The following is a 24,080-nucleotide window of genomic DNA, read 5'->3' as shown; positions in this document are numbered from 1 at the left end:
GGTCACCAGCCCGAGGCGGTGTGGACGACGGCCGTCGCGGACTCCTCGCCCCAGGCCAGCTCCCGCAGCAGCGCCGCGGTGCCCTCCTCCGGGTCGATCAGCCGGATGCCGCGCCGGGCGTACTCGCGGGCCAGCTCCGCACCCACCATGCCGCCGTGCCCGGCGGCGGGCGCCCAGGGGCCCCAGTGCACGGTCAGCGCGCGACGGCCGGTGCGGGCGGCGAAGGCGGCGCCGAGTGACTCCAGGGCGTCGTTGGCCGCCGCGTAGTCGGCCTGGCCGCGGTTGCCGAGGACGGCGGAGATGCTGCCGAACAGCACCGTGAACGCGGGCGCGGCGGGCAGTTCCTCCAACGCCGTGAGCAGCGCCCGGGCACCGCCGGCCTTCGTGCCGTAGACCCGGCGGAAGGACTCGGCGCCCTTCTCGGCGATGAGCCGGTCCTCGATCACACCGGCCGCGTGGACCACGCCGTCGAGCCGGCCGTGTTCGGCGTGGATCTCCTTCACGGCCTGGCGGACGGCGTCCGGCTCGCGGAAGTCGACCGAGCGGTAGCGGGCCCGGCTGCCGAGCGCGGCGAGTTCCGTCAGGGTCGCCCTGATCTCCCTCTGCGCGAGCAGGAGTTCGGCGGTGCGGTTGATCTCGGCCGGTGTCGCCCCGCCGCGCGCGGCGAGCGCGGCGCGCAGCTGCGCCGGGGTGCGGGCGGCCGCGGTGTCCGCGTCCTCCTGACCGTCCGGCACGGGGGTGCGGCCGAGGAGTTCCAGACGGCAGCGGGCCGCACCGGCGAGCGCCGCGGCGAACTGCGCGGTGATGCCCCGCGCCCCGCCGGCCAGCACCACCACCGAGTCCCGGTCCAGGCCCAGTGCGACGGCCTCGGCCGCGCCGTCCCCGGCAGGTCCGGCGCCCGTGCCGGCGAGGGCGCCGAGCGGCGCCTCCACCAGCTCGAACCCGTGCCGCCCGGCCGCCGACCGCACCACGACCGGCGTACGGTCCGGGGCGGCGGCCTCCAGCGCCACGGCCTCCGCGACCGCGGCGGGCGAGACGTCGGCGAGGTCGACGACCCGCGCCACCGTCTCCGGGTACTCCCGGGCCACGGTGCGGAACAGGCCGCGCAGCCCCGCCGACCGCACGTCGCCGCCGGCCGGCCGGACGGCCAGCAGCCACCTGGGCCCGCGTGCCAGGGCCGCCTTCAGCACCGGGAACGCGTCCGGCAGCACGGACGTGCCGTCGTCCGCGAGCGCGCCGAGGTACAGCACCCCGTCCACCTGCCCGTCCCCGTCATCCGGCAGATGATCCCGGCCGCGTACGACGACCTCGGCGCCCGACGCCGCGATCGCGGCCGCCACGTCGGGGGCGTCACCGAGGACGAGCCAGCGGGTGCCGGGGAGCGGGGACGCGGGGCCGGCGCCGCCGGGGCCGTCCAGGAGCACCGGGCGCAGGACGTGCCGGCGGGGCGGCTCACCGGGCACGGCCTCCGCGGGCGCGGGCCCGTCCGGTGCCGTTTGCGTCCTTGGTGTCTCCGGTGTCTCCGGTGCCACGGGCGTTCCCGGCGTCTCCGGTGCCGCGGGTGTCCCCAGCCGGGCCGTGAGCCAGCCGGTCACCGCTGCCGCCGTACGCGCCTTCGCCAGCTCCTCCAGGTCCGCGTCGGCCATCGAGGTGAGGTCCGCGCCGCTCCCGGCGCCCAGCCGCCTGGCCAGCTCACCGGCGATCTCGGCCCGCTTGATGGAGTCGATGCTGAGGTCCGCCTCCAGGTCGAGATCGGGTTCGATCATGTCGACCGGGTAGCCGGTGCGTTCGCTGATGATCTCCAGGACCACCCGCTGGACGTCCACGGGCCCGGCGGCCTCCGGCGCGGGCTCCGGCTCCGGCGGCGCCGCGGCCGGCAGGCCGGGCGCCCGCGGCACGGTCACCGTCGCGGGCAGCGGCGCCTGCGGGGGGACGGGCGCGGCGACCGGGGCGCCGGGCGCGCCGCCGAAGTAGGTGAGCAGCACGTCCCGTTGGGCGGCGATCATCTCCCGGCTGGTGCGCAGGAACTCGGCGATGAGCGCGTCCCGGTCGGACGGCAGGCCGTGCGGGGGGTTGGTCGTCACAGTCGTCTCCAGGGTGTCCACGACTCGTCGGGCCGGTGCGAGGGCACCGGGGAGGAGGGCGCCGGCGGCGGTGCGGACGAGCTGCCCGTCCACCGTCCAGCCGGGGACCCGGGGCGCGGGGGCGCGTACCGCGTCGACGGCGTCCCGGCCGCGCAGCAGCCGTCCGGTGCGCACCGGCAGCCCCGCGACGGCCAGCCGGGCGAGGGCGTCGAGCCAGTCGCGCAGGCCGCCGCCGGGGCGGGGCTCGCAGGCGACCGCGGTGTGCGGGCGCTCGCCGAGGATCTGCCCGACCAGCCGGGTCAGCACCGATCCGGGACCGGCCTCGACGAAGACGCGCGCGCCCGCCTCGTACATCGACTCGATCTGCTCGACGAAGGAGACGGGGGCGCCGATCTGCGCGGCGAGCTCGGCCCGGACCGCGTCCGCGTCGGCGGCGTACGGGGTGGCCGTGCGGTTGGACCACACCGGGAACTCGGGGGCGTGCACCGGGCGGGCCGCGAGCGCCTCGGCGAAGCGGTCGCCGGCGCCGGCCACCAGCGGGCTGTGGAAGGCGCACGCCACCGGGATCCGCCGGGCGTCGAGACCGGCCTCGCGCAGCAGTCGTACGGCCTCGGCGACCGCGTCGGTCGGACCGGAGACGACCGTCTGGCGGGGGGAGTTGCGGTTGGCGACGACGACGGTGTCCGGTGCGCCGGCCGCCTTGAGGGCCTGCTCCACCTCCTCGGCACCGGCGGCGACCGCGGCCATGGTCCCCGGGTCCTCCCCGGCGGCCCCCAGGATCGCCGCCGCCCGCTCGCCGCTCAGCTCCAGCAGCGTCTCGGGGGCGAGGGCCCCGGCGGCGCAGAGGGCGACCAGCTCGCCGTAGCTGTGCCCGGCGGCCATGTCCGGTTCCACGCCGGCGGCCGTGAGCAGGGCGTGCGCAGCGAGCCCGGCCACGCCGAGGGCCGGTTGCGCCACCCTCGTGTCGGTGAGGGCGGCCCGCTGCCGGTCCCGGGCGGCGTCGTCGAACGCGGCCGGCGGGTACAGCGCGTCGGCGTGCGCCCGCCCCAGTTCCAGGTGCGGGCGCAACTCGGGCAGGGCGACGAACAGTTCGGCGAGCATTCCGGGGCGCTGGCTGCCCTGCCCGGGGAAGAGGAAGGCGACCTTGCCGCCGTCGGCGCCCCCGGCGCCGGCCAGGTGGATCCCGCGGGCGGCGGGGGCGGCGCCGGCCGGGGCGTCGAGCACGGCCCGCAGCTTCCCGGTCAGGTCGTCCACGTCGCTCGCCACGACCGCGATCCGCACCGGGTCGGTGCTCGCGTCCGAGCGCCGTGCCGCACCGAGCGCCAGGTCGCGCAGGCGCCACGGGCGGCCGTCCGCCCCGGCGGCCCGCAGCAGCTCCTCGACCGCGTGCCGGGCCGACTTCTCGTCCCGGCCGCGGAACACGAACAGCTCGGCCGGCCAGGCGTCCAGTCCCCGCGCCGAAGGCGCCCCGCCGGCGTGGGCGGCCAGCACCACGTGGAAGTTGGTGCCGCCGAAGCCGAACGCGCTGACTCCGGCCAGGCGTTCGGCGGCGGGAGCGGCCCACGGCCGGGCCTCGGTGTGGAAGGCGAACGGGCTGCGGTCCGCGTCCCAGGCCGCGTTGGGCGCCTCGACGTGCAGCGTCGGCGGCCGGACGCCGGTGTACAGCGCGAGCACCGCCTTGATCAGGCCGGCCAGCCCGGCCGCGCACTTGGTGTGCCCGATCTGCGACTTGACCGAGCCGATCACACAGCCGCCCGCCTCGGCGCCCGCCTCGCGGAACACCTCGTCCAGGACGGCGAGTTCGGTGCGGTCGCCGACCACCGTGCCGGTGCCGTGCGCCTCGACGAGGCCGACCCGCGCCGGGGAGACGCCCGCGTTCGCGTAGGCCCGCTCCAGCGCGGACCGCTGCCCCTCGGGGCGGGGCGCGGTCAGTCCGAGGGAGCGGCCGTCGCTGGAGGAGCCGAGGCCCTTGACGACGCCGTAGATCCGGTCGCCGTCCCGCTCGGCGTCCGCGAGCCGCTTGAGGACCACGCAGGCCACGCCCTCGCCGAGGGCGATGCCGTCGGCCGAGCCGTCGAAGGCGCGGGAGCGGCCGGTGGGGGAGAGGGCGTGCACCGAGGAGAACAGGACGTAGTCGTTGATCCCGTTGTGCAGGTCGGCGCCGCCGCACAGCACGACGTCACTGGTGCCGGCGAGGAGTTCCTTGCAGGCGGCGTCGACCGCGGCCAGCGAGGAGGCGCAGGCGGCGTCGACGGTGTAGTTGGCGCCGCCGAGATCGAGCCGGTTGGCGATCCGGCCGGAGATGACGTTGGCGAGCATGCCCGGGAACGAGTCCTCGGTGAGCCGCGGCAGCTGCTCGTCCAGGCCCCGCGGCACCGTTCCGTAGTAGGAGGGCAGTACGGCCCGCAGGGTGGCCGCGTTGGAGAGGTCGCTGCCGGCCTCCGCGCCGAACACCACCGAGGTGCGGGAACGGTCGAACTCCCGCCCCCCGTCGCCGTATCCGGCGTCCTCCAGGGCCCGCCGGGCCGCCTCCAGGGACAGCAGCTGGACCGGCTCGACGTGGCCGAGGGAGGCGGGCGGGATGCCGTAGCGCAGCGGGTCGAAGGGGATCGGCGGCAGGAAGCCGCCCCACTTCGACGGGGTGGACGCGCCGTGGTGCACGGCCGGGTCCCAGCGGTCGGCCGGGACCTCGCCGACCGCGTCCACGCCGCCCACGACGTTCGCCCAGAACGTGGACAGGTCGGGTGCCTGCGGGAACATGCAGGCCATGCCGACGACGGCGATGTCGAGCGGCGCGGGCGCCGCGGGGTGCGGCGCCTTCCCGACGCCGAGTTCGGCGGCCCGCCGGGAGAGGAACGCGGCCGCTCCCGTCGTCACGGACGCGTGCAGCGCGGCGAGCGTCGTGGTCGCCGAGCGCAGCACGGCCACCTCGCCCGCCATGAACATCCCCTCGGCGAGCTGCCGTTGCTCGTCGACGGGCGCGAGGGCGCCGTCCGCCTCCCGCGTCACCCCCTTGCTGGCGAGGCGCAGCCGTCCGACGTTGAGCCGCTCCAGTTCCTCCCAGATCCGCCGGTCGGGGACGCCTCCGGCGCGCAGCCGGGCCTCCTCCTCGCGGTAGCCGGCCGCGAACGGGCTGGGCACGCAGCGCGTGGCGTGCCCCGGCGCCGACTCCAGCAGCGTGGTGCGGTCGGCGGCCAGCACCTGTCGCTGGAACAGCGGCCGGATCGCCCCGTGCGCCACCGCCTCCTCGGTGAACAGGTACGCCGTGCCCATCAGGACGCCGACGGCGGCCCCGCGCGCGGTCAGCGGCGCGGCGAGCGCGGCGACCATCGCGGCGGACCGCTCGTCGTGCACCCCGCCCGCGAAGAACACCTCGAGGTCACCGGCGTCGCCGCCGTCCTCCACGTAGTCCTCCAGGACGGCGAGTTGAGCCTCCCACAGCGGGAAACTCGGACGCGGTCCGACATGCCCGCCGCACTCCGAGCCCTCGAACACGAACCGGCGCGCACCGGCCTGGAGGAACTGCCGCAGCAACCCGGGCGACGGCACGTGCAGAAAGGTCCGGATCCCGTCCCGCTCCAGCGCCTGCGCCTGCGCGGGCCGCCCGCCCGCGATGATCGCGTGCGTCGGCCGCACCTCGCGTACGGCCTCCAGCTGTGCGGCCCGCACGTCCTCCGGCGCGAAGCCGAGCACGCCGACCCCCCAGGGCCGGCCGGCCACCGCGTCCCGCGTCCCGGCCAGCATCGTCCGCGTCCGCTCGCCGTCGGCCAGCGCCAGCGCCAGGAACGGCAGCGCCCCGTCCGCGGCGACCGCCGCCGCGAACCCCGCCTCGTCGCTGACCCGCGTCATCGGTCCCTGGGCGACCGGCAGCCGGGTGCCCAGCGCGCGGCTCATCGCGGACCCCGGCGCCGGCGCCCGTACCGCCCCCTCGTCGCCCACGGCGTCGCGCACCGCGTCCCGCAGCGCCCGCACCGTCCGCCGTGCGTCCCCCCAGCGGTCGGCGAACCGGGCGGCGAGGAAGCCGTCCTGGCCCACCGGCAGCAGCCGGGTGCGCGGGTCCCGCCCGCCGAGCAGGGCCGCGACCTCCTCGGGACCGGCGTCCCCGGGCAGCGGCGGGGCGTCGGGCCCCCGGCGCAGCAGTACCCGGTGACCGGCCACGACGACGGTCTCCGAGCCGTCCAGGGGGCGCAGGGCGGCGGCCGTCGCCTCGGGCAGCGCGGATTCGGCCAGCAGCGCGAGCTGTCCGTCGAGGACGACCCCGGCCGCCCCGCCGGCCACCGCGGCGGCGGCCGTGCGCGGGCCGATGCCCCCGCAGGCCCACACCGGCAGGTCCTGCTCCGGTGCGGAAAGCAGCTGTTGGAGCAGCACGAAGGTGCTCAGCGTGCCGGTCCGGCCGCCGCACTCGCCGCCCCGCGCGATCAGACCGTGCGCGCCGGCGCGGGCGGCCTCCCGGGCGCCCGGCAGATCGGTGACCTCGACGAGGACACGGTGCCGGGCGACGAGTTCGCCGAGCGGCCAGGCCGAGTCGGTGGCCAGCACCACCGTGTGCGGGCCGTCGGCTCCGAGGTCGGCGGGGGACAGCCGGCAGCGCGGGCCGACCCTGACCCCGAAGCCGCCCGGCGCCGAGCGCCGCAATCGGGCCAGCGCCTCGCGCGATCTTCGGCCGCCGTCCCCGAGATCGAGCACGCCGAGGCCGCCGGCCCCGGCGATCGCGAGAGCGAGCCCGGCATCGGGTTCGCCGAATGGAGTGATGCCGATGATCATGTCCTCGGAGCGCACAGCGGACGTCATTGATTCTCCGAATCAAGGTGAAACCGCACGGTGGGGGGTTCGGGACAGCAAAGGCGTGCACCGGGATCCCGGCGGGAGAAGATCACCGCGGAATACCGTGGAAAGCGCTTTTTCGGAGCGCGTCGAAAGGTAGTGGGCTTATTACTCGCCAGTCAACGTTTGAACGACCGCTCGTTTTCCTGCCGTATTGATTCGGTCACCTTCGGAGAAAAGGCCACGGTGGAGGAAAACGGATCTATTGCTTTTCTCGCTGGCCCGTTTCATCCGCTCCATACATTGTTGAAACACGCACGAGCGACGGAAATGGGTTCCTTTGGAGCGCATGTCCGGAAAGCGGGGCCGAAGGGTCCGCCCGAAGGTGACCCGCGGGGAAAATTCATGTGTCGCATCCGAGTGACCGGGAAGGGGCCGGATCCGCCCGTCCCGGCGTCGCGCCCTCCGGGGTGCGCCGCTCAGCGCGCGGCGCGCACCCCGTCCAGCGTGACGGCCAGGACGCGGTCGCGCCGCGCGTCGTCGGTGAAGGTGGTCGCCGTGATGCCGGCGGCCATCCGCGGCAGGTCGCCGAAGTCCATGTCCTCGCGGACCTGGCCGCCCTGCTGGTCCCCGTCCGCCGCCCCGCCCGCCCCGCCTCCCCGCCCGCCCCGCGGGCCCGGCGCCCCGTCCGGCCGCGACCGCGGCACCGGTACGCGTACGGTAGTGTTCATCTGCGCGTTCCCACGGTTCACCGGCGCGGGACGCGGCGGGACGTGGCGCAGCTTGGTAGCGCACTTGACTGGGGGTCAAGGGGTCGCAGGTTCAAATCCTGTCGTCCCGACCAGCACGATGTGGTCGGAGGCCGTCTTCTCGGACGAGAAGGCGGCTTTCCCCGTGCCCGGGGTCCGGTCGCGGGGCGCGGCGGGCGTGCGCGAGCCGCCGGGGCGGGCGTCGTCACGGCCGGCAAACCGTTGGACAGCTCCCGGAGGCCGGGCCATCGTGGAGCCCATGGAGCAGCAGCAGATCTGGGACGCCGACACCGCCGCCCGCTACGACACTCCCGGCACCGGCATGTTCGCCCCCGAGGTCCTCGGACCGACCGTCGACCGGCTCGCCGAACTCGCTTCCGGCGGAAGGGCGTTGGAGTTCGCGATCGGGACCGGACGGGTGGCGGTGCCGCTCGCCGCGCGGGGCGTGCTCGTCACCGGCGTGGAGTTGTCCCGCCCGATGCTCGGGCAACTGCGCACCAAGGCCGACGAGTCGGCGATCCCGGTGGTCGTCGGAGACATGGCCACGGCCCGCGCGCCGGGGGAGTACGCGCTGGTCTACCTCGTCTACAACACGATCTCCAACCTCCTCACCCAGGCCGAGCAGGTCGCGTGCTTCCGCAACGCCGCCCGTCACCTGGGACCCGGCGGGCGGTTCGTCGTCGAGCTGTGGGTGCCCGAACTGCGCAGGCTCCCACCGGGACAGGAGGCGACCGTCTGGCACACCGAGCCCGGTTACATCGGTCTGGACACCTACGACGTCCTGCGCCAGCACGTCGTCTCCCACCACTTCAGGTTCGACGGGAACGGCCGGCGGGCGCGGCTGGACCGCAGCCCGCACCGTTACGTCTGGCCCGCCGAACTCGACCTCATGGCTCAGTTGGCCGGCTTCGGGCTGGAGTCGCGGCACGCGGACTGGACCGGCTCCGAGTTCACCGCCGAGTCCCGGTCCCACGTGTCGGTGTACCGGCTGCCGGGCCCCACGGCCGCGGAGTGAACCGCCGGCCGGCCCCGGCGCGAACAGGGCGGCCGCGTCCACGCCCCACCGCCGCGGGCCGCACCGGGTGCGGCCGGCGCCCGTCTCCCTCCCCCGAAGGCTACGGACGCCGGCACTCTTCCCCCGGCGCCGGACCGTGGTCCTGGGCGCGTACGGCGCCGTCCCGTGCCGTCACCAGCACATGACGGCGGTCTCTCCCGCGCCCCAGCCGCAGTACAGCCGGACACGGACGAAGTAGCGTCGGCCCTTGACGAGCCGGACCCTGATGGTGGCGTTGTGCGGGGTGCCCCCGTCGTCCCGCCCGGCCAGGAAGCGGGGCTCGCCGTCCCGCTCCTCGAAGACCACCACGACCGCGTCACCGTCCCCGAAGGTCCCGAAGGCGTACTCGCGGGTCTCCGGCGGCTCGATCGTGAAGTCGGCCTGCTCACCCGCCGCCAGCGACAGCGGCACCGAGCGGAACGGCACCAGCGCGGGCGGCCGCGACGCGGCCGGCGGCGGATACCGGCGGAGCGCGAACTCCTTGTCCAGCGGCGACAGCGCACCCGGCGGGTGCACGCCCCCGCGGAACTGCTCCGGTTCCAGGATCAGACCCGCCGGGAACGGATACTCCATCACGGACTGCGGGTCCCACACCGAGCCGTTGGCCTCGGCCGGGTCCAGCTTGCGCAGGACGTTGAAGTAGGTGCGGTCCCGGCTCCAGTGGTTCGGCGGGCCCGCCAGGTCGGCGTACACGGCCTCGTCGTCCCAGTGGATGCCGGCGAACGGACTCTGGTGCTCGTGCTGCATGCCCAGCGCGTGCCCGATCTCGTGCAGGGCCGTCCCGCGCTCCCCGGGCGCGGTCAGGTCCCAGCCGAAGTTCATGGTGCGCTCGTTCAGACCCGCCCGCAGCGCGTTCCGGCCCACCGCGGACCAGGAACCGTCGCCCTGCTGGAACCCGATGCGCAACTCCGCCTCCGAGCGGTCGTCGACCTCGGCGAACGACACCCCGATGCCGAGATCCGCCCACTCGTGGAACGCGTCGCGCACCACCTCCCGCTGGGCCTCGTCGCCGACCCACGACACCCACCGGGTCCCCCCGGAACCCGGCACCGGGATGACCGACCCGTCGCTGTCGCCGTCCAGGAAGCAGTAGTGCAGCACGGTGCCGTTGACCCACATCCGGCGTCCGCTCATCAGCGCGCCGAGCCGCTCGGCGGCCAGCCCCGGAGCGAACGCGGGGGCCGGCTGCTGCGTCAGCGAGCAGTAACGGGCGGTCATGGTCACCAGATTGCCCGGGAGCACCGTCCGGGACCTGAGTCGGGGCCTACTCAAGTCGCCCTGTATCAGGCATGAGTATGCGGACTCCTGTAGACGTGACGACCTCCGTACATGACACAAGGACCCTTCGGCCGCTCTCCTCGCTGCCGTGGCCGTTCACCGGCCGCGAGGACGAACTGGAGCTGCTGCGCGGTGCGTTGGGCGCCGGGCGGCCGGGCGCAGTGGTGACCGGGCCGCCCGGCGTCGGCCGCAGCCGGCTGGCCGCGGAGGCGGTGCGCGCAATGGAGTGCGTGCGGGTGGCCGGCACGCCGGAGACCCGCGGCACGGCCTTCGCCGCCTTCGCCCACCTCCTGCCCGAGGGCGTCACCCTGCACCGCGCCGTCCACCTGCTGTCCGGTGTGCGGCTGCTGCTGGTCGACGACGCCCAGCTGCTGGACGACGACTCCGCCGCCGTCGTCCACCAGCTGGCCGTGCAGGGACGCACCCGGCTGCTGATCCTCGTCGCGGACGGCGTGCCGGCGCCGGATGCCGTGGCCCGTCTGCGTTCGGGTGACCTCCTGCCGCGGCTGGCCCTGGAGCCCCTGCCCCGTGCGGACGTCGCCCGGGTGCTGGCCGCCGTGGCCGGGGCCGGGCCGGAGCCGCTCACCGTCAACCGGCTGCACCGGCTGGCCGGGGGCGACCTCGTTCTGCTGCGTGACCTGCTGGACGCGCTGCGGGACCAGGGGCGGTTCGACCAGGGGCGGTTCGACCGGGGGTCGGACGGTCGGGAGTGGAGGTGGCGGGGGCCGGTCCCGGTGACCCCCGCCCTGTGCGAGTGGGCCGCCGCCGTGCTCGGCCGGTCCCGTCCCGAGGAGCGGGAGGTCCTCGACCGGCTCGCCTTCGCGGAGCCGCTGCCACTGGCCGCGGCGGCGGCCGGGCCGGACCTGGATGTCCTCGAACGGCTGGAGGCCGAAGGGCTGGTCCGGGCCGACGACGACGCGGCGGTTCGGCTCGCCCGTCCGCTGCACGGTCCGCTGCTGCGGGCGGCCGCGGGGAGGCTGCGGGCCCGGCGGCTGGCGGCGGGCCGGCCGCCGTGCGGGGCGGCGCTGGAGGCGGAGGCGGCGGAGTTGCTGCGGCGGATCGACGCGGCGGACGTGCGGTCGGGGGCGGCGCCGGTGGGGGACTGGCTGGTGGGGGAGGGGGAACCGGTTCCGGCCGGGTACGCGGCTGTGCGGGCGCGGTTCGCCCGGCTGCGGGGGGAATTGCGGGAGGCGGTGGCCTGGGCGCGCGAGGGGTTGGCGGGGACGCCGGGGGACGCGGGCTGTCTGTCCGAACTGGGCTGTGCGACGGAAGGGCTGGGGGAGGAGTCCGCCCCCGCCCTCGGCCCTGCACGGGCCTCGTCCTCGGAGGCCGGACGGGTCGAGCCGCCGCCACGGCCGCTTTCCACCCCGCCGGGCCGGGTCGTGGTGGGGCGGGGAACGCCGTCCGGCACGCCGGACCGGACGAGCGCCGGTGACGCCGTACGGCGGGCCGCTCCCGAGGGGGGCGTCTTCGCGCGGCACGCCGAAGCCCTGGCCCGCGGGGACGGGCCCGGACTCGACGGGGTCGCCGCCGAGCTGGAGGAGCGGGGCTTCCTGCTGTTCGCGGCCGAGGCGCACGCACGGGCCGCGCAACTGCACCGGGACCCGCGCGCGGCCCGCACCGCCCGCACCCGTGCCGTCGCCCTGGCCCGCCGGTGCCAGGGCGCCCGTACCCCCGCCCTGGCGGGACTGGCGCTGGGCGAACTCACCGCCCGGCAGCGCCAGATCGTCACGCTCGCGGCGGCCGGCCTCAGCAACCGGCAGATCGCCGAGCGGCTGACCCTGTCCGTCCGCACCGTCGGCAATCACCTGTACGGCGCGTACACCCGCCTCGGCGCGAGCGACCGTGCGGCGCTGCCGTGGCTGGTGGACCTGCCCGACACCCGGACGGCCTGATCCGCCGGGCGGCGGGCGTTCACGTCCAGCGGGCGGCGGACGGCGGGCGTTCCCGTCCGCCGGGGCCACGAGGGTCCCCGTCCGCCGGGCCACGGGCGTTCACGCGGCTCCGAAGGCGGTGAACGCCCACCCCGTCGCCTGGTGCAGCGCGTCCCCCGGCAGGGCGGCGCGGGCGTCGCGCAGCGCCTCCGCCAGGGACAGGCCGGCGCTGACCCCCTTGTGCAGGGCCAGCATCAGCGCGACCACCGCCTCGTCGTTGACCGGTGCGCTGCTCGCCACCACCCCGGCCGTGCCGAGCGGCAGCAACGCCGTCACCAGGCCGAGGAGTTCGTCGGCGCCCACCGAGGCGAGGCGGGCGGTGTCGCAGCTGGAGAGGATGATCCGGTACGGACTGCGGGCCAGGCGCTCGAAGTCGTGCACGATCAGCGGGCCGTCGGCCATGCGCAGGGACGAGAACATGGGACTGTCCGCCCGGAAGGTGCCGTGGGCGGCGATGTGCGCCAGCGCGGCCCCGTCCAGTGCCTCCAGCACCCGCGGCACCCGCGCGTCCGCGTGCTCCAGCACCGTCGGCCTGCCGTACCGGCCCGCCACCTCCGGCACCTCGGCACCCCCGGACGCCAGACCCGGCCCCCGCACCAGCACGTGCCGTCCGCCCGGCACGGGGTCGGTCTCCCGGGCCCGCAGCCAACTGCCGGCCGACGGCGACACGCTGAGCACCCGCTCCCGCAGGGCGGGCAGCAGCGCCCACGGCACCTGGTGCAGCCGGGCCGGGGGGACGACCACGACCGGGCCGGGCCCCAACCGCGCGGCGGCCTCGCCCAGCAGCAGGTTCTCCAGTCGCCGGCCGGCCGCCTCCACCACCGGCAGCCGCGCGTCCGCGCCGGGGTGCGCCAGCCGCCGCAGCCCGGCCTGCACGTGCTCGGCCTCCCGCTCCGCCTCGGCCACCGGCCCGCCCGCGAACCTGCGCACCCGCCCGCCCCCGCACAGCAGCACCTGCACCCGCCCGTCCAGTACGGCGATCTCCACCAGCCGCCCGTCGCCGAGCCGTTCCAGCAGCCGGCCCACGTCGAACCGGTCGCCGTCCCCGGGGGAACCGCCCCGGATGTGCAGGGTGCGGGAGCGGATCTCCCGCTCCAGACGGCGCTGCTCGCGCTCCAGCGTCGGCACCGGACGGCCGTCCATCCGCGCGCCCTCCGCGCGGGCGGCGATCTCGCGGTAGGCGGTCAGCCCGCTGAGCAGCGCGGGATCGGCGGGCGGCCGGGTGGGCGGCGCCGACAGGACGGTGGCCCGCCAGCGCTCGCTCCACACCAGCAGTCGCCGCGGCCCGCCCCGTTCCAGGCTCACCTGCTGGGCGAGCGCGGCGAGTTCGGCTCCCTGGGCGGTGGCACGGGCCCGCAGCTCGGAGGCGCCCAGCGTCGTGCGGTGGTCGTCGAGCACGTCGAGGCCGCGCCGGCAGGCCTCCAGGACGCCCCGGCCCGAACCGGTCGCCCGCGCCCACAGCGCCTGTGCCGCCCAGCCCGTCATCCGTGCCAGCGGCGGCCCGCTGCGCCGGCTGCGTGCGGCGACCGCCAGATAGCGTTCGGCGTCCTCGGTCCAGTGCAGGTCCAGCGCGATCCGGCCCGCCAGCAGCCAGCCCTCCGGCGCGGCGGGCGCCCCGAAGGAGGACAGCCGTTCCGCCACCCGCACCGCGTCCGCGACCAGCCGCCCCGAGCTCCGCCCGGTCGCCACCCGCGCCTCGATCAGCACGAGTTGGGCGTGCGCCTCCCACCAGGTGCGGCGTTGTCCCGCGAACAGCCGCACGGCCAGCGCCGCCCGTGCGGTCGCCGTGCCCGGATCGCCCGCCAGCCGGGCCGCCTTCGCCGCGGCCAGCAGCAGTTCCGCCTTGCGGGTGGACTGCCCGCCGATCCCGTCGAGGACCGTGATCGCCGCGTCCGCCTCGGTCAGCGCCTCGGGCGCCAGCCCGGCCGCCATCAGCACCTCGCAGCGCCGGATGTCGAGCATGAAGGTGGGCGTGCCCAGCTTGGCGTACCGCTCCTCGGCCTCGTCCAGCAGCCGCAGGGCCGCCGGAACGTCCCCCGAGCGGAACGCGGCCAACCCCCTGCTCTCCACCGCGTCGGCCTTGTCGTGCTCCTGGCCGGTGGTGTCCCACAGCGCCTCGGCCGCCGTGAAGTCGGCGTCGGCCCGGTCCACCGCGCCGAGCGCCAGGTGCACGGTGGCGCGCAGGGTGAGGGCGCGCGCCGTCCAGATGACGTCGTCCGCCTGCCGCAGCACGGTGATCGCCCGGCGCAGGTCGTCCAGCGCCTCGCGGTGATGGCCCAGCACCCACCAGGAGTACGCCCGCCGGTACCGCACGCGCGCGCGAGTGTGACCCGTACCGCGCTCGATGCCCCGCTCGAACGCCGTCAGGCCCTGCCGGGTGCGGCCCGCGTGGACGAGGGCCACGCCGAGGGTGGCCAGGACGTCCGCCTCCCGCTCCGCCGAGTCGGCGCGCGCCGCCAGCGTGCGGGCGCGCCGCAGGTGGTCCAGGGCGAGACGCAGGTCGCCCCAGTCCCGCTGCCAGATGCCGATCACCTGATGGGCGACCGAGGCGTGCAGGGGCGGGGGATCGGTGCGGAGCACTCCCTCCGCCCGTGCCAGGGCGTCGTTGGGGGCGGCGAACACCATGGGCAGCAGTTCGAGCACCGCGTCGTTTCCCGCTGTCACCCCACGGATGGTAGTGCTCCGGTCGCATCACACACAGGGCTGAGGTCGTTTCAGGTTGTACTTGTGAGACGCCATGTCAACGGGACACGCACACCGCCCGTCCTGCGTCCCCCGAAGCGAGGCCGCGCACCGCCCGTCGTACGCCCCTCGAAGCACGGCAGCGCACCGCCGCGCACGCCGAGGGCGCGCGGTCGCAACCGCGCCCCTCCCCGCTGTCGTCGCACCACCTGTATCAGACAGGGGTTCCGCGGGTCTGATAGACGACCATCGGGTTCAGGGGAGGACGGGTCATGGCACCACGGAGATTCCACGAGCAGTTCGGTCAGATCCAACGCGCGCTGCCGGGCGTGCCGTTGGCGATGGGCCCGGACGACTCCGCCGAGTTCATCTACGAGAAGGGCGTCGTCCTCGCGCGCGACGGCGAGGAGGCCCAGGTCGTCGAGGACGCCGTCCGCACCCACTTCACCGCGGCCCCCGATCTCACCCCCGACCACGTGCGCCGGGCCGGACCGCAGGCCAACCGCTCCGGCATCACCCGCATCCAGGTCGCCGACCCCGGCCAGGGCGTGCCCGGCACGGACCGCGCCGTCGCGGGCGCCCTGCGCGCGCTGCGGGGCACCGAGGACCGCGTGGGCCGCCGGCTGGTCAGCCGCAACCACGTGGTGTCCATCGCGGTCAACGCCTGCCCCGGCGACGAGCCGGTGCCCGTCGGCCGCAACGGGCCGCCCAACCCGGCCGCGGCCCGGGCCGCCCACGACCCGGCCGGCGCCGTCGGCGTGCTCGTCGTCGACACCGGCCTGATGCACGACCACCGCTCCTACCCCCTCCTCGCCCACACCGACGGCGACGCGCAGATCCGGGAGACCGACGACGACGGCGTCCTCCAGCAGTACGTCGGCCACGGCACGTTCATCGCCGGGCTCGTCGCGGCCGTCGCCCCCGACACCGACATCACCGTGCGCAACACCCTCAACGACGCCGGCGCGATCCTCGAGTACGACTTCGGCGACAAGCTGTTCGAGGCCGTCGAGCAGGGCGGCTGGCCCGACATCCTCAGCCTCTCCGCCGGCACCTCCAACGGCCGCGTCGACGGCCTGCTCGGCGTGGCCGCCTTCATGGACGAACTGCGTTCGCAGCGAACCCTGTTGGTGGCCGCCGCGGGCAACAACGCCAGTGCCACGCCCTTCTGGCCCGCCGCCTACGCCGCCCTGCCCGAGTACGCGGACGCGGTGCTGTCGGTCGGCGCGCTGCGCGGTGACGGGGAGTTCGGCGCCTGCTTCAGCAACCACGGCCCCTGGGTACGGGTCTACGCCCCCGGCGAGCGCCTCACCAGTGCCCTCACCGGATTCGGCAGCCCCGTCCCGTACGTGTACCAGCACTCCACCTACGACGCCTGCCGCTACGGCTTCACCTACGCCTGCACCTGCCAGTCGCCGCGCCACACCGGGGTGTTGAGCGAGGAGCGGGCGACCGGCACGGGCAAGCCCGACCAGGTCATGTTCGAAGGACTGGCCTCCTGGAGCGGCACCTCCTTCGCGACGCCCGTCGTCGCCGGACTCGTCGCCGCGCACATGACGGCCCACGGCCTGACCGACCCGCGCGCCGCCGCCCGTGAACTGCTCGCCGCGCACGCCGAATCGGCCGAGGTGCGCGGAGCCCACGTGCCGGCGCTGCTGCCGGCCACCTGGACACCGGTGCCCGTCGGGCAGCCGGCCGTGCCGGCGTGAGGGCGTCATGAGGTCCGGGTCCGGCCCCGTCACGGCGTACGATGACGTGCCGTACACGAGGGGTGGGACCGTGGACCGTAGTGAAGTCGGCGCGCTCGTCCGGTCCGCCGTCGACGGTGACACGGCGGCCTGGAAGGCGATCGTGGAAGGGCTGAGCCCGCTGGTGTGGTCCGTCGTGCGCGCGCACCGGCTCTCCGACGCCGACGGGCACGAGGTGTACCAGACCGTGTGGTTCCGGTTCGCCCAGCACCTCGGGCGGATCCGCGAACCCGACAAGGCGGGTTCCTGGCTGGCGAGCACCACGCGCAACGAGTGCCTGAAAGTGATCAAGAGTCTGCGCCGGCTCACCCCGACGGACGATCCCCAGCTGCTCGACCGGGTCAGCGAGGACCGTACGCCGGAACAGTCGGTGCTGGACTCGGAGGAGGCGGCCGCGCAGAGCGAGCGCGTCCGCCACCTCTGGCAGGAGTTCGAGGCGCTCGGCGAGCGCTGCCGGCAGTTGCTGCGGGTGCTGATCTCCTCGCCGCCGCCCAGCTACCAGGAGGTCTCGGCCGGCCTGGGCATCGCCGTGGGCAGCATCGGACCGATGCGCCAGCGATGCCTGCGCCGCCTGCGGGCCCGACTCGACGCACGGGGAGCCTTGTGAGCCACATGGACGACAACGCCTTCGACGACAACGCCTTCGACGGCACCCGCCACGACGCGCAGTCCGACCGGCAGTCCGACCACACGGGGCTGGAGGCGGAACTCCGCGAGGCCGCCGCGATCCTCGACCCGGTACCGGCCGAACTGCGCCTGCTCGCCGTCGAGGCCTACGCGCTGCACGACATCGACGCGAAGATCGCCGAGCTGACCTTCGACTCACTGGTCGACGCCATCCCGGTCAGGGGAGCGATGGACGTCCCGCGGATGCTCACCTTCCACACCGGCGGGCTGACCGTCGACGTCGAGGTGACCTCCCGCGGCATCATGGGCCAGCTGCTGCCCCCGCAGTCCGCCTCCGTCGAGGTCCTCGACGGCCCCCGCGCCGGAGCGGCCCTGACCGCCGACGACATGGGCCGCTTCACCAGCGAGGCCCGGCCCGTCGGCCCGTTCGCCCTGCGCCTGCGCGCGGGCGGCGAGGTGGTGGTCACCGAGTGGATGCGCGCCTGACACCGTCCGCCACGTGACGTCGGCCGTCCCGGCGGGCGGGGCGGGGACCGGCCGTCTCCGGAGTGGAGGCGACCCTCCCGCGACAGGTCCCACGCGCCCGCCGGGACCCCGCGCCCCTCAACCGGAGACCGCGTCGACCGGTTCCGCCAGTGCGGCGGCGAGCCGGGTCAGCCCCGGACCCGCCGGACCGCCCGGCGTGCCCCTCCACTCCGACACCTGCCTCCGCCCCGACACCTGCCCCCGCCCCGACACCTGCCCCCGCCCCGCCCCGACCCGTGACCGCGCCCGGACGCGCCTCCGCCCCGGCCGGGCGGTGCGCCGGTCGGGGCGGAGGTTCGGCGGACGGGCGTCAGCTCAGGGAGGCGAGCAGCTCGTTCCAGGTGGCCGACGGGCGCATGACCGCCGCAGCCTTCGCCGGGTCGGGCTGGTAGTAGCCGCCGATGTCGACCGGCTCGCCCTGGACGGCGTTCAGCTCCTCGACGATCTTCTGCTCGTTCGCCGCGAGGGTCTCGGCGAGCGAGGCGAAGGCCTTCGCGAGGTCGGCGTCGTCGGTCTGCTGCGCCAGCTCCTGCGCCCAGTACAGGGACAGGTAGAAGTGGCTGCCGCGGTTGTCGATGCCGCCGACGCGACGGGTCGGGGACTTGTCCTCGTTGAGGAAGGTCGCCGTGGCGCGGTCGAGGGCGTCGGCGAGGACCTTCGCGCGGGAGTTGCCGGTGAAGTCGGCGTACTGCTCCAGCGACGGGACCAGCGCGAAGAACTCACCGAGGGAGTCCCAGCGCAGGTAGTTCTCCTTGACCAGCTGCTGGACGTGCTTCGGCGCGCTGCCGCCGGCGCCCGTCTCGAACAGGCCGCCGCCCGCCATCAGCGGGACCACCGACAGCATCTTGGCGCTGGTGCCCAGCTCCAGGATCGGGAACAGGTCGGTGAGGTAGTCGCGCAGGACGTTGCCCGTGACCGAGATCGTGTCCTCGCCGCGCCGGATGCGCTCCACCGACAGCTTGGTGGCCTCGACCGGGTCGAGGATCCGGATGTCCAGGCCCTCGGTGTCGTGCTCCGCCAGGTACGCCCGGACCTTGGCGATGAGCTGCGCGTCGTGGGCGCGGGTCTCGTCCAGCCAGAACACGGCCGGGGCGCCGGTGGCGCGGGCACGGGTGACGGCCAGCTTGACCCAGTCGCGGATCGGGGCGTCCTTGGTCTGGCAGGCGCGGAAGATGTCGCCCTCGGCGACCGGCTGCTCCAGGACGACGTTGCCGGCCCGGTCGACCAGGCGGACCGTGCCGGCGGTCTTGACCTCGAAGGTCTTGTCGTGGGAGCCGTACTCCTCGGCCTTCTGCGCCATGAGGCCGACGTTCGGGACCGAGCCCATGGTCGACGGGTCGAAGGCGCCGTGGGCGCGGCAGTCCTCGATGACGGCCTGGTAGACACCCGAGTAGGAGGAGTCCGGCAGCACCGCGAGGGTGTCGGCCTCCTCGCCGTCCGGGCCCCACATGTGGCCGGAGGTGCGGATCATGGCCGGCATCGAGGCGTCGACGATGACGTCGGACGGCACGTGCAGGTTGGTGATGCCCTTGTCGGAGTCGACCATCGCCAGGGCGGGGCCCTCGGCCAGCTCGGCCTCGAAGGAGGCCTTGATCGCGTCGCCCTCGGGCAGGGCCTCCAGGCCCTTGAGGATGCCGCCGAGACCGTCGTTCGGGGTCAGGCCGGCGGCGGCCAGGGTCGCGCCGTACCGCTCGAAGGTCTTCGGGAAGAAGGCGCGCACCACGTGACCGAAGATGATCGGGTCGGAGACCTTCATCATCGTGGCCTTGAGGTGCACCGAGAACAGCACGTCGTCGGCCTTGGCGCGGGCGATCTGAGCGGTCAGGAACTCGCGCAGCGCGGCCACGTGCAGGACGGAGGCGTCGACGACCTCGCCCTCCAGGACCGGTACGGACTCGCGCAGAACGGTGGTGGTGCCGTCCTCGCCGACCAGCTCGATGCGCAGCGCGCCGGCCTCGGAGATCACGGCGGACTTCTCGGTGGAGCGGAAGTCGTTCTCACCCATGGTCGCGACGGCGGTCTTGGACTCCGCCGACCAGGCGCCCATGCGGTGCGGGTGGGTCTTGGCGTAGTTCTTGACCGACGCGGGGGCGCGGCGGTCGGAGTTGCCCTCGCGCAGGACCGGGTTCACGGCTGAGCCCTTGACCTTGTCGTAGCGGGCCTGGACGTCCCGCTCCTCGTCGGTCTGCGGGTCGTCGGGGTAGGCCGGCAGCGCGTAGCCCTGCGCCTGGAGCTCGGCGATCGCGGCCTTGAGCTGCGGGATCGACGCCGAGATGTTCGGCAGCTTGATGATGTTCGCCTCGGGCGTCTTCGCCAGCTCGCCCAGTTCGTGCAGGGCGTCCGGGACGCGCTGGTCCTCGGTCAGGTACTCCGGGAACACGGCGATGATGCGCCCGGCCAGCGAGATGTCCCGCGTCTCCACGGAGACACCGGCCTGCGAGGCGTACGCCTGGACCACCGGCAGGAAGGAATATGTCGCCAGGGCCGGGGCCTCGTCAGTGTGCGTATAGATGATGGTCGAGTCAGTCACCGGTGCTCCGCTCCACGTCTGCAACATTGCTCGACATCAAGATATCTCGTGACCGACCCGGACTCGACAGGACCCCACGGCGGCCGGTCCTTTCCGGACCGGCCGCCGCATCCCGAGCCGTCCGCATCCCGAGCCGTCCGGACCCCGGGGCCCGAAGCCGTACCGGTGCGTCCGGGCCGTCCCGGACGGCCGGCGGGATCAGTCGTGCAGGGCCGCGGGCGGCACCAGGTCCTCGCCCGCGCGCTGCTGCGGGATGACCACCGCGCCCTGCTGGAGCGCCACGGTGCGGGCGGGCGCCGGGATGCGGATGCCCTCGGCGCGGTAGCGGCGGTGCAGGCGCTTGATGAACTCGTGCTTGATCCGGAACTGGTCGCTGAACTCGCCGACGCCGAGGATCACCGTGAAACCGATCCGGGAGTCGCCGAAGGTGTGGAAGCGGACCAGCGGCTCGTGGTCGGGCACGGCGCCGGTGATCTCGGTCATCACCTCGGTGACCACCTCGCAGGTGACCCGCTCGACGTGCTCCAGGTCGCTGTCGTAGGCGACCCCCACCTGCACCAGGATGGTCAGCTGCTGCTCGGGGCGCATGAAGTTGGTCATGTTCGACTTGGCGAGCTGCCCGTTGGGGATGACGACCAGGTTGTTGGAGAGGGCGCGCACGGTCGTCTGCCGCCAGTTGATGTCCTCGACGTAGCCCTCCTCGCCGCTGCTGAGCCGGATGTAGTCGCCGCGCTGCACGGTCTTGGAGGCGAGGATGTGGATGCCCGCGAAGAGGTTCGCGAGGGTGTCCTGGAGGGCCAGCGCGACGGCCAGACCGCCGACGCCGAGGGCGGTCAGCATCGGCGCTATCGAGATGCCGAGGCTCTGGAGCGCGACCAGGAAGCCGAGCGCCAGGACCAGCACCCGCGTGATGTTCACGAAGATGGTGGCGGATCCGGCCACCCCGGAGCGGGCGTGGGTGACGCTCTGCACCAGCCCGGCTATCACCCGGGCCGCCGACACCGTCACCGCGAAGATCAGCAGGACGGTCAGGCTCTGGTTGACGGTGTGCTGGACGGGCCTGGTCAGCGGCAGTACGGCCGCCGCGGCCGCCCCGCCGCCCACCAGCGCCGCCCACGGCACGACCGTGCGCAGCGCGTCCACGACGACGTCGTCGCCGCTCCACTTGGTGCGCTTGGCGTGCTTGGCCAGCCAGCGCAGCAGCGTCCGCGACGCGAACGCCACCAACAGGCCCGCGGCGAGGGCTATTCCGGCGAGGACGGCGTCGTCGAGGGTCAGCGCGCGGTTCACCGGTCGCCTCCGGAGGGACGGTCCGCGGCGAAGGGGGGCGCCGACGGCCGGATGTGATGTGTCGTCACTTGGGTCACCTGCTCGGTTCCGGGAAGTGCGAAGTGCGGTCGCGCCCGTCCCGTGCACGGACGCGACCGCTCATCCTGCCGTATGCGCGACGGCGGTTCGTACCCGGTGACCGGCTCAGACGATGCCTTCGGCCAGCTCCGCCCGCTCCCGGTCCGAACCGTACGCCGCCGCCGTGGGCGTGCCGTAGGAACGGCGGGCCACGAACCACCACACCGTGGCGAGGGCCAGCACGACGACGAGGGCGAGGGACGCGTAGTTCATGGTGTCCGCCGTCACCGGTGAGGACTGCGGCAGGCAGAACAGCACGGTCACACAGGCCACCCACACCACGGCGATCCAGCCGATCGGCCTGCTCCAGCGGCCCAGGTTCCAGGGGCCCGGCCGGAAACGGTCCCCGGCGCGCAGCCGCAGCAGGACGGGAATGGCGTACGCGGGCGTGATGCCGATGACGTTGATCGCGGTGACCGCGCCGTAGGCGGTCGCGGAGTACAGCGACGGCAGGGCCAGGACGCAGGCGACGGCGACCGACAGCCACACCGCGGCGACCGGGGTCTGGGTGCGGGCGCTGACCTTGCGCCACAGGTGCGAGCCCGGCAGGGCGCCGTCCCGGCTGAACGCGAACACCATCCGGCTGGCCGCGGCGACCTCGGCGTTGCCGCAGAACAGCTGGGCGACGATCACGACGAGCAGCAGCGCGCTCGCCCCGCCCGTGCCGAGCCCGTCCAGGAGGATCTGCGCGGGCGGCACGCCGGTCGCGGTGGCGCGCGTGGCGTCGTAGTCCTGGATGGCGAAGGTGAGGCCCGCCAGGAGGGCGAACCCCGCCGCCCAGGACACCCAGATCGAGCGGACGATGCCGCGCGCCGCGGACACCGACGCGTTGGCGGTCTCCTCCGACAGGTGCGCCGAGGCGTCGTAGCCGGAGAACGTGTACTGGGCCAGCAGCAGGCCGATCGCCGCCACGTACACCGGGTTCTCCCAGCCGGTGTCGTTGACGAACTCGCCGAAGACGAAGGACGGGGAGCGGTGGTGGTCGGGGACGACGGCCAGCGCGCCCACGATGAGCGCCACTCCGGCCAGGTGCCACCATACGGAGACCGAGTTCAGGACGCTGACCAGGCGGACCCCGAACAGGTTCAGCACGGCGTGCAGCAGCAGGATCGCCATGAAGATCAGCATCGTCTTCCCCGGCGTCGGCTCGAAGCCCCACCGGAGGTTGGCGAACGCCCCCGCGAACAGGGCGGCGCCGTAGTCGATGCCGGCGATCGCGCCGAGCAGCCCGAGCAGGTTCAGCCAGCCCGTGTACCAGCCCCAGCGGCGCCCGCCGAGCCGGTCCGCCATGTAGTACAGGGCGCCCGACGTCGGATACGCGCTGGTGACCTCGGCCAGCGCGAGCCCCACGCAGAGCACGAACAGCCCCACCCCGGCCCAGCCCCACAGCATCACCGCGGGACCGCCCGCGCCCATGCCGAAGCCGTACAGGGTCATGCAGCCGGAGAGGATCGAGATGACGGAGAAGCTGATCGCGAAGTTGCCGAAGCCGCCCATGCGGCGGGCCAGCACGGGGCGGTAGCCCAGTTCGCGTAACCGCTGCTCCTCGTCGGGCCGCGGGACGGGGGTGGCGAGCGGTGGTTCGGTAGTGCCGGACATGCCAAATCCTCCGAAGAGTGGTCGGGCGAGTGTGTGATGACGGACCGTCAGTCGGGCACGGGCCGCGCGGCCGGTTGGCTGCGGGTGCGGGCCTGGAGGAACACCTGCACGGCCTGGCCGTGATCGCCGGGCACCGCGGTGCGGTACGCCCAGGGCAGGGGCGTGCAGTAGGGGCCGATCGCGTCGAACACCCGTGCCGCGTCGGCGAACCGGTGCGCGCCCCACAGCGCGTGGGCGAGATGGTTCAGATCGAGCGGGGAGCGCTCGGCGGCGGCGCTGTGCGCGAACCACGCGGTGTGCGCGTGCAGCGCCTCACGGGCGGCGTCGTCGGCCACCCAGTGCAGATCGAGGGCGGCCTCCCGCCCGCCGCCGCGCCGGTAGCGCTCGACCCGCACGTACAGCGGCAGGACGTGCAGCGCCGAACCCGGCGGGGCGTTCTGGGCGGCCAGTTGGGCGAATCCGGCCGCCTCCGCCAACCGCCCGGACGCCGCACGCGCGTAGAGGAACTGGAGCATGCGGTGGTGGGCCTCGCGGTTGTGCGGGTCGCGCTCGACGGCCGCCTCCAACAGCCCCCACGGGCCGGGCGGCAGGGTCGGGTCCGGCGGCGGCGCCCGGTGCTCCTCCCACGACTGCTCACGGTCCAGCTGGGCCAGGGCCAGCAGGCACACCCACGGCACCGGGTCGGCCGGCGCGGCGCGGGCGGCGCTCTGGCTCACGTCCCAGGCCTCGATCCACAGTTCGTGCGTACGGCGGTGCCGCTCGCGGTGCGCGCGCAGTGCCCGCTCGACGGCGACCCGCGCCGCCATCACGGCGGCCGGCACACTGTCCGGCTCCTCGGCGAGCCAGGCCCGGACCACATCGGTCCCGGCCGCCCCCGCGGCGAGCACCTGGGTGCGCTGCGTCCACTGCCACCACCGCGTCGTGCGCTCCAGCAGGGTCCGCATCGACAGCCAGCGGCCGGTGCGCACCTCCTGCAGGGCCGCCCGCAGTTCGCCGTCGTGGCCCGCGGGGTCGTAGGCGGGGCGTGCTCCGTCTCTGGCCATCAGCCGCTCGCCCCCGGTCGGGGATGGGCCGGGACGGCAGGGTGGAGTAACAACAG

At 74.9% G+C, this 24,080-nt stretch carries 12 protein-coding genes, 1 tRNA gene and 1 pseudogene; 6 read left to right on the top strand and 8 right to left on the bottom strand.

The window, feature by feature from the left end; all coding sequences use genetic code 11:
- Positions 1-2: 2 nt before the first annotated feature.
- Positions 3-6,875: an SDR family oxidoreductase gene (locus AB0N31_RS14735; RefSeq protein WP_366058738.1), complete on the bottom strand. Its 6,873-nt coding sequence runs from the start codon at positions 6,873-6,875 to the stop codon at positions 3-5.
- A gap of 452 nt (positions 6,876-7,327) precedes the next feature.
- Positions 7,328-7,474: pseudogene (locus AB0N31_RS14730) on the bottom strand (TetR family transcriptional regulator); the annotation flags it as partial.
- Between the two features lie 141 nt (positions 7,475-7,615).
- Here AB0N31_RS14730 and AB0N31_RS14725 point away from each other — a divergent pair.
- Both AB0N31_RS14725 and AB0N31_RS14720 read left to right on the top strand, forming a co-directional pair.
- Positions 7,616-7,692 (top strand) — tRNA-Pro (locus tag AB0N31_RS14725).
- A gap of 164 nt (positions 7,693-7,856) precedes the next feature.
- Positions 7,857-8,612 (top strand): class I SAM-dependent methyltransferase, encoded by a 756-nt coding sequence (locus tag AB0N31_RS14720; RefSeq protein ID WP_366058737.1) that lies wholly within the window; start codon positions 7,857-7,859, stop codon positions 8,610-8,612.
- Between the two features lie 171 nt (positions 8,613-8,783).
- On the opposite strand, the gene AB0N31_RS14715 is transcribed toward AB0N31_RS14720, so the two are convergent.
- Positions 8,784-9,869, bottom strand: a complete 1,086-nt coding sequence (locus AB0N31_RS14715) for a M12 family metallopeptidase (RefSeq protein ID WP_366058736.1) — start codon at positions 9,867-9,869, stop codon at positions 8,784-8,786.
- Positions 9,870-9,940: 71 nt separating this feature from the next.
- Here AB0N31_RS14715 and AB0N31_RS14710 point away from each other — a divergent pair, with 71 nt between their 5' ends.
- Positions 9,941-11,824, top strand: a complete 1,884-nt coding sequence (locus tag AB0N31_RS14710; protein ID WP_366058735.1) for a LuxR family transcriptional regulator — start codon at positions 9,941-9,943, stop codon at positions 11,822-11,824.
- 99 nt (positions 11,825-11,923) lie between these two features.
- On the opposite strand, the gene AB0N31_RS14705 is transcribed toward AB0N31_RS14710, so the two are convergent.
- Positions 11,924-14,488 carry a CHAT domain-containing tetratricopeptide repeat protein gene (locus AB0N31_RS14705; protein ID WP_366058807.1) on the bottom strand — a complete coding sequence of 855 codons (2,565 nt, stop codon included), beginning with the start codon at positions 14,486-14,488 and terminating at the stop codon, positions 11,924-11,926.
- A 329-nt stretch (positions 14,489-14,817) separates the two neighbouring features.
- On the opposite strand from AB0N31_RS14705, the gene AB0N31_RS14700 reads away from it, so the two are divergent.
- Genes AB0N31_RS14700 through AB0N31_RS14690 form a run of 3 tightly spaced genes read left to right on the top strand, consistent with a single transcriptional unit; the run spans position 14,818 to position 17,406 of the window.
- Positions 14,818-16,254, top strand: coding sequence for a S8/S53 family peptidase (locus AB0N31_RS14700; RefSeq protein ID WP_366058734.1), 1,437 nt, complete (start codon positions 14,818-14,820; stop codon positions 16,252-16,254).
- Between the two features lie 7 nt (positions 16,255-16,261).
- Positions 16,262-16,900 carry a sigma-70 family RNA polymerase sigma factor gene (locus tag AB0N31_RS14695; protein ID WP_366058733.1) on the top strand — a complete coding sequence of 213 codons (639 nt, stop codon included), beginning with the start codon at positions 16,262-16,264 and terminating at the stop codon, positions 16,898-16,900.
- A 5-nt stretch (positions 16,901-16,905) separates the two neighbouring features.
- Positions 16,906-17,406 carry a hypothetical protein gene (locus AB0N31_RS14690; protein ID WP_366058732.1) on the top strand — a complete coding sequence of 167 codons (501 nt, stop codon included), beginning with the start codon at positions 16,906-16,908 and terminating at the stop codon, positions 17,404-17,406.
- A gap of 349 nt (positions 17,407-17,755) precedes the next feature.
- On the opposite strand, the gene AB0N31_RS14685 is transcribed toward AB0N31_RS14690, so the two are convergent.
- The 4 genes from AB0N31_RS14685 to AB0N31_RS14670 all read right to left on the bottom strand — a co-directional run bounded on the left by AB0N31_RS14685 (position 17,756) and on the right by AB0N31_RS14670 (position 24,024).
- A complete protein-coding gene (locus AB0N31_RS14685; RefSeq protein WP_366058731.1) occupies positions 17,756-19,975 on the bottom strand; it encodes an NADP-dependent isocitrate dehydrogenase in 2,220 nt (739 codons plus the stop codon).
- A gap of 198 nt (positions 19,976-20,173) precedes the next feature.
- Positions 20,174-21,265 carry a mechanosensitive ion channel family protein gene (locus tag AB0N31_RS14680; protein WP_366058730.1) on the bottom strand — a complete coding sequence of 364 codons (1,092 nt, stop codon included), beginning with the start codon at positions 21,263-21,265 and terminating at the stop codon, positions 20,174-20,176.
- A gap of 183 nt (positions 21,266-21,448) precedes the next feature.
- Positions 21,449-22,981, bottom strand: coding sequence for an amino acid permease (locus AB0N31_RS14675; RefSeq protein ID WP_366058729.1), 1,533 nt, complete (start codon positions 22,979-22,981; stop codon positions 21,449-21,451).
- Between the two features lie 47 nt (positions 22,982-23,028).
- Positions 23,029-24,024, bottom strand: a complete 996-nt coding sequence (locus tag AB0N31_RS14670) for a hypothetical protein (protein ID WP_366058728.1) — start codon at positions 24,022-24,024, stop codon at positions 23,029-23,031.
- Positions 24,025-24,080 lie beyond the last annotated feature (56 nt).

This window comes from Streptomyces sp. NPDC051051 (genome assembly GCF_040682975.1).
Taxonomy (GTDB): Bacteria; Actinomycetota; Actinomycetes; order Streptomycetales; family Streptomycetaceae; genus Streptomyces.
The sequence above is the reverse complement of the archived record's forward strand: the minus strand, read 5'-3'. Positions and strand labels throughout refer to the sequence as shown.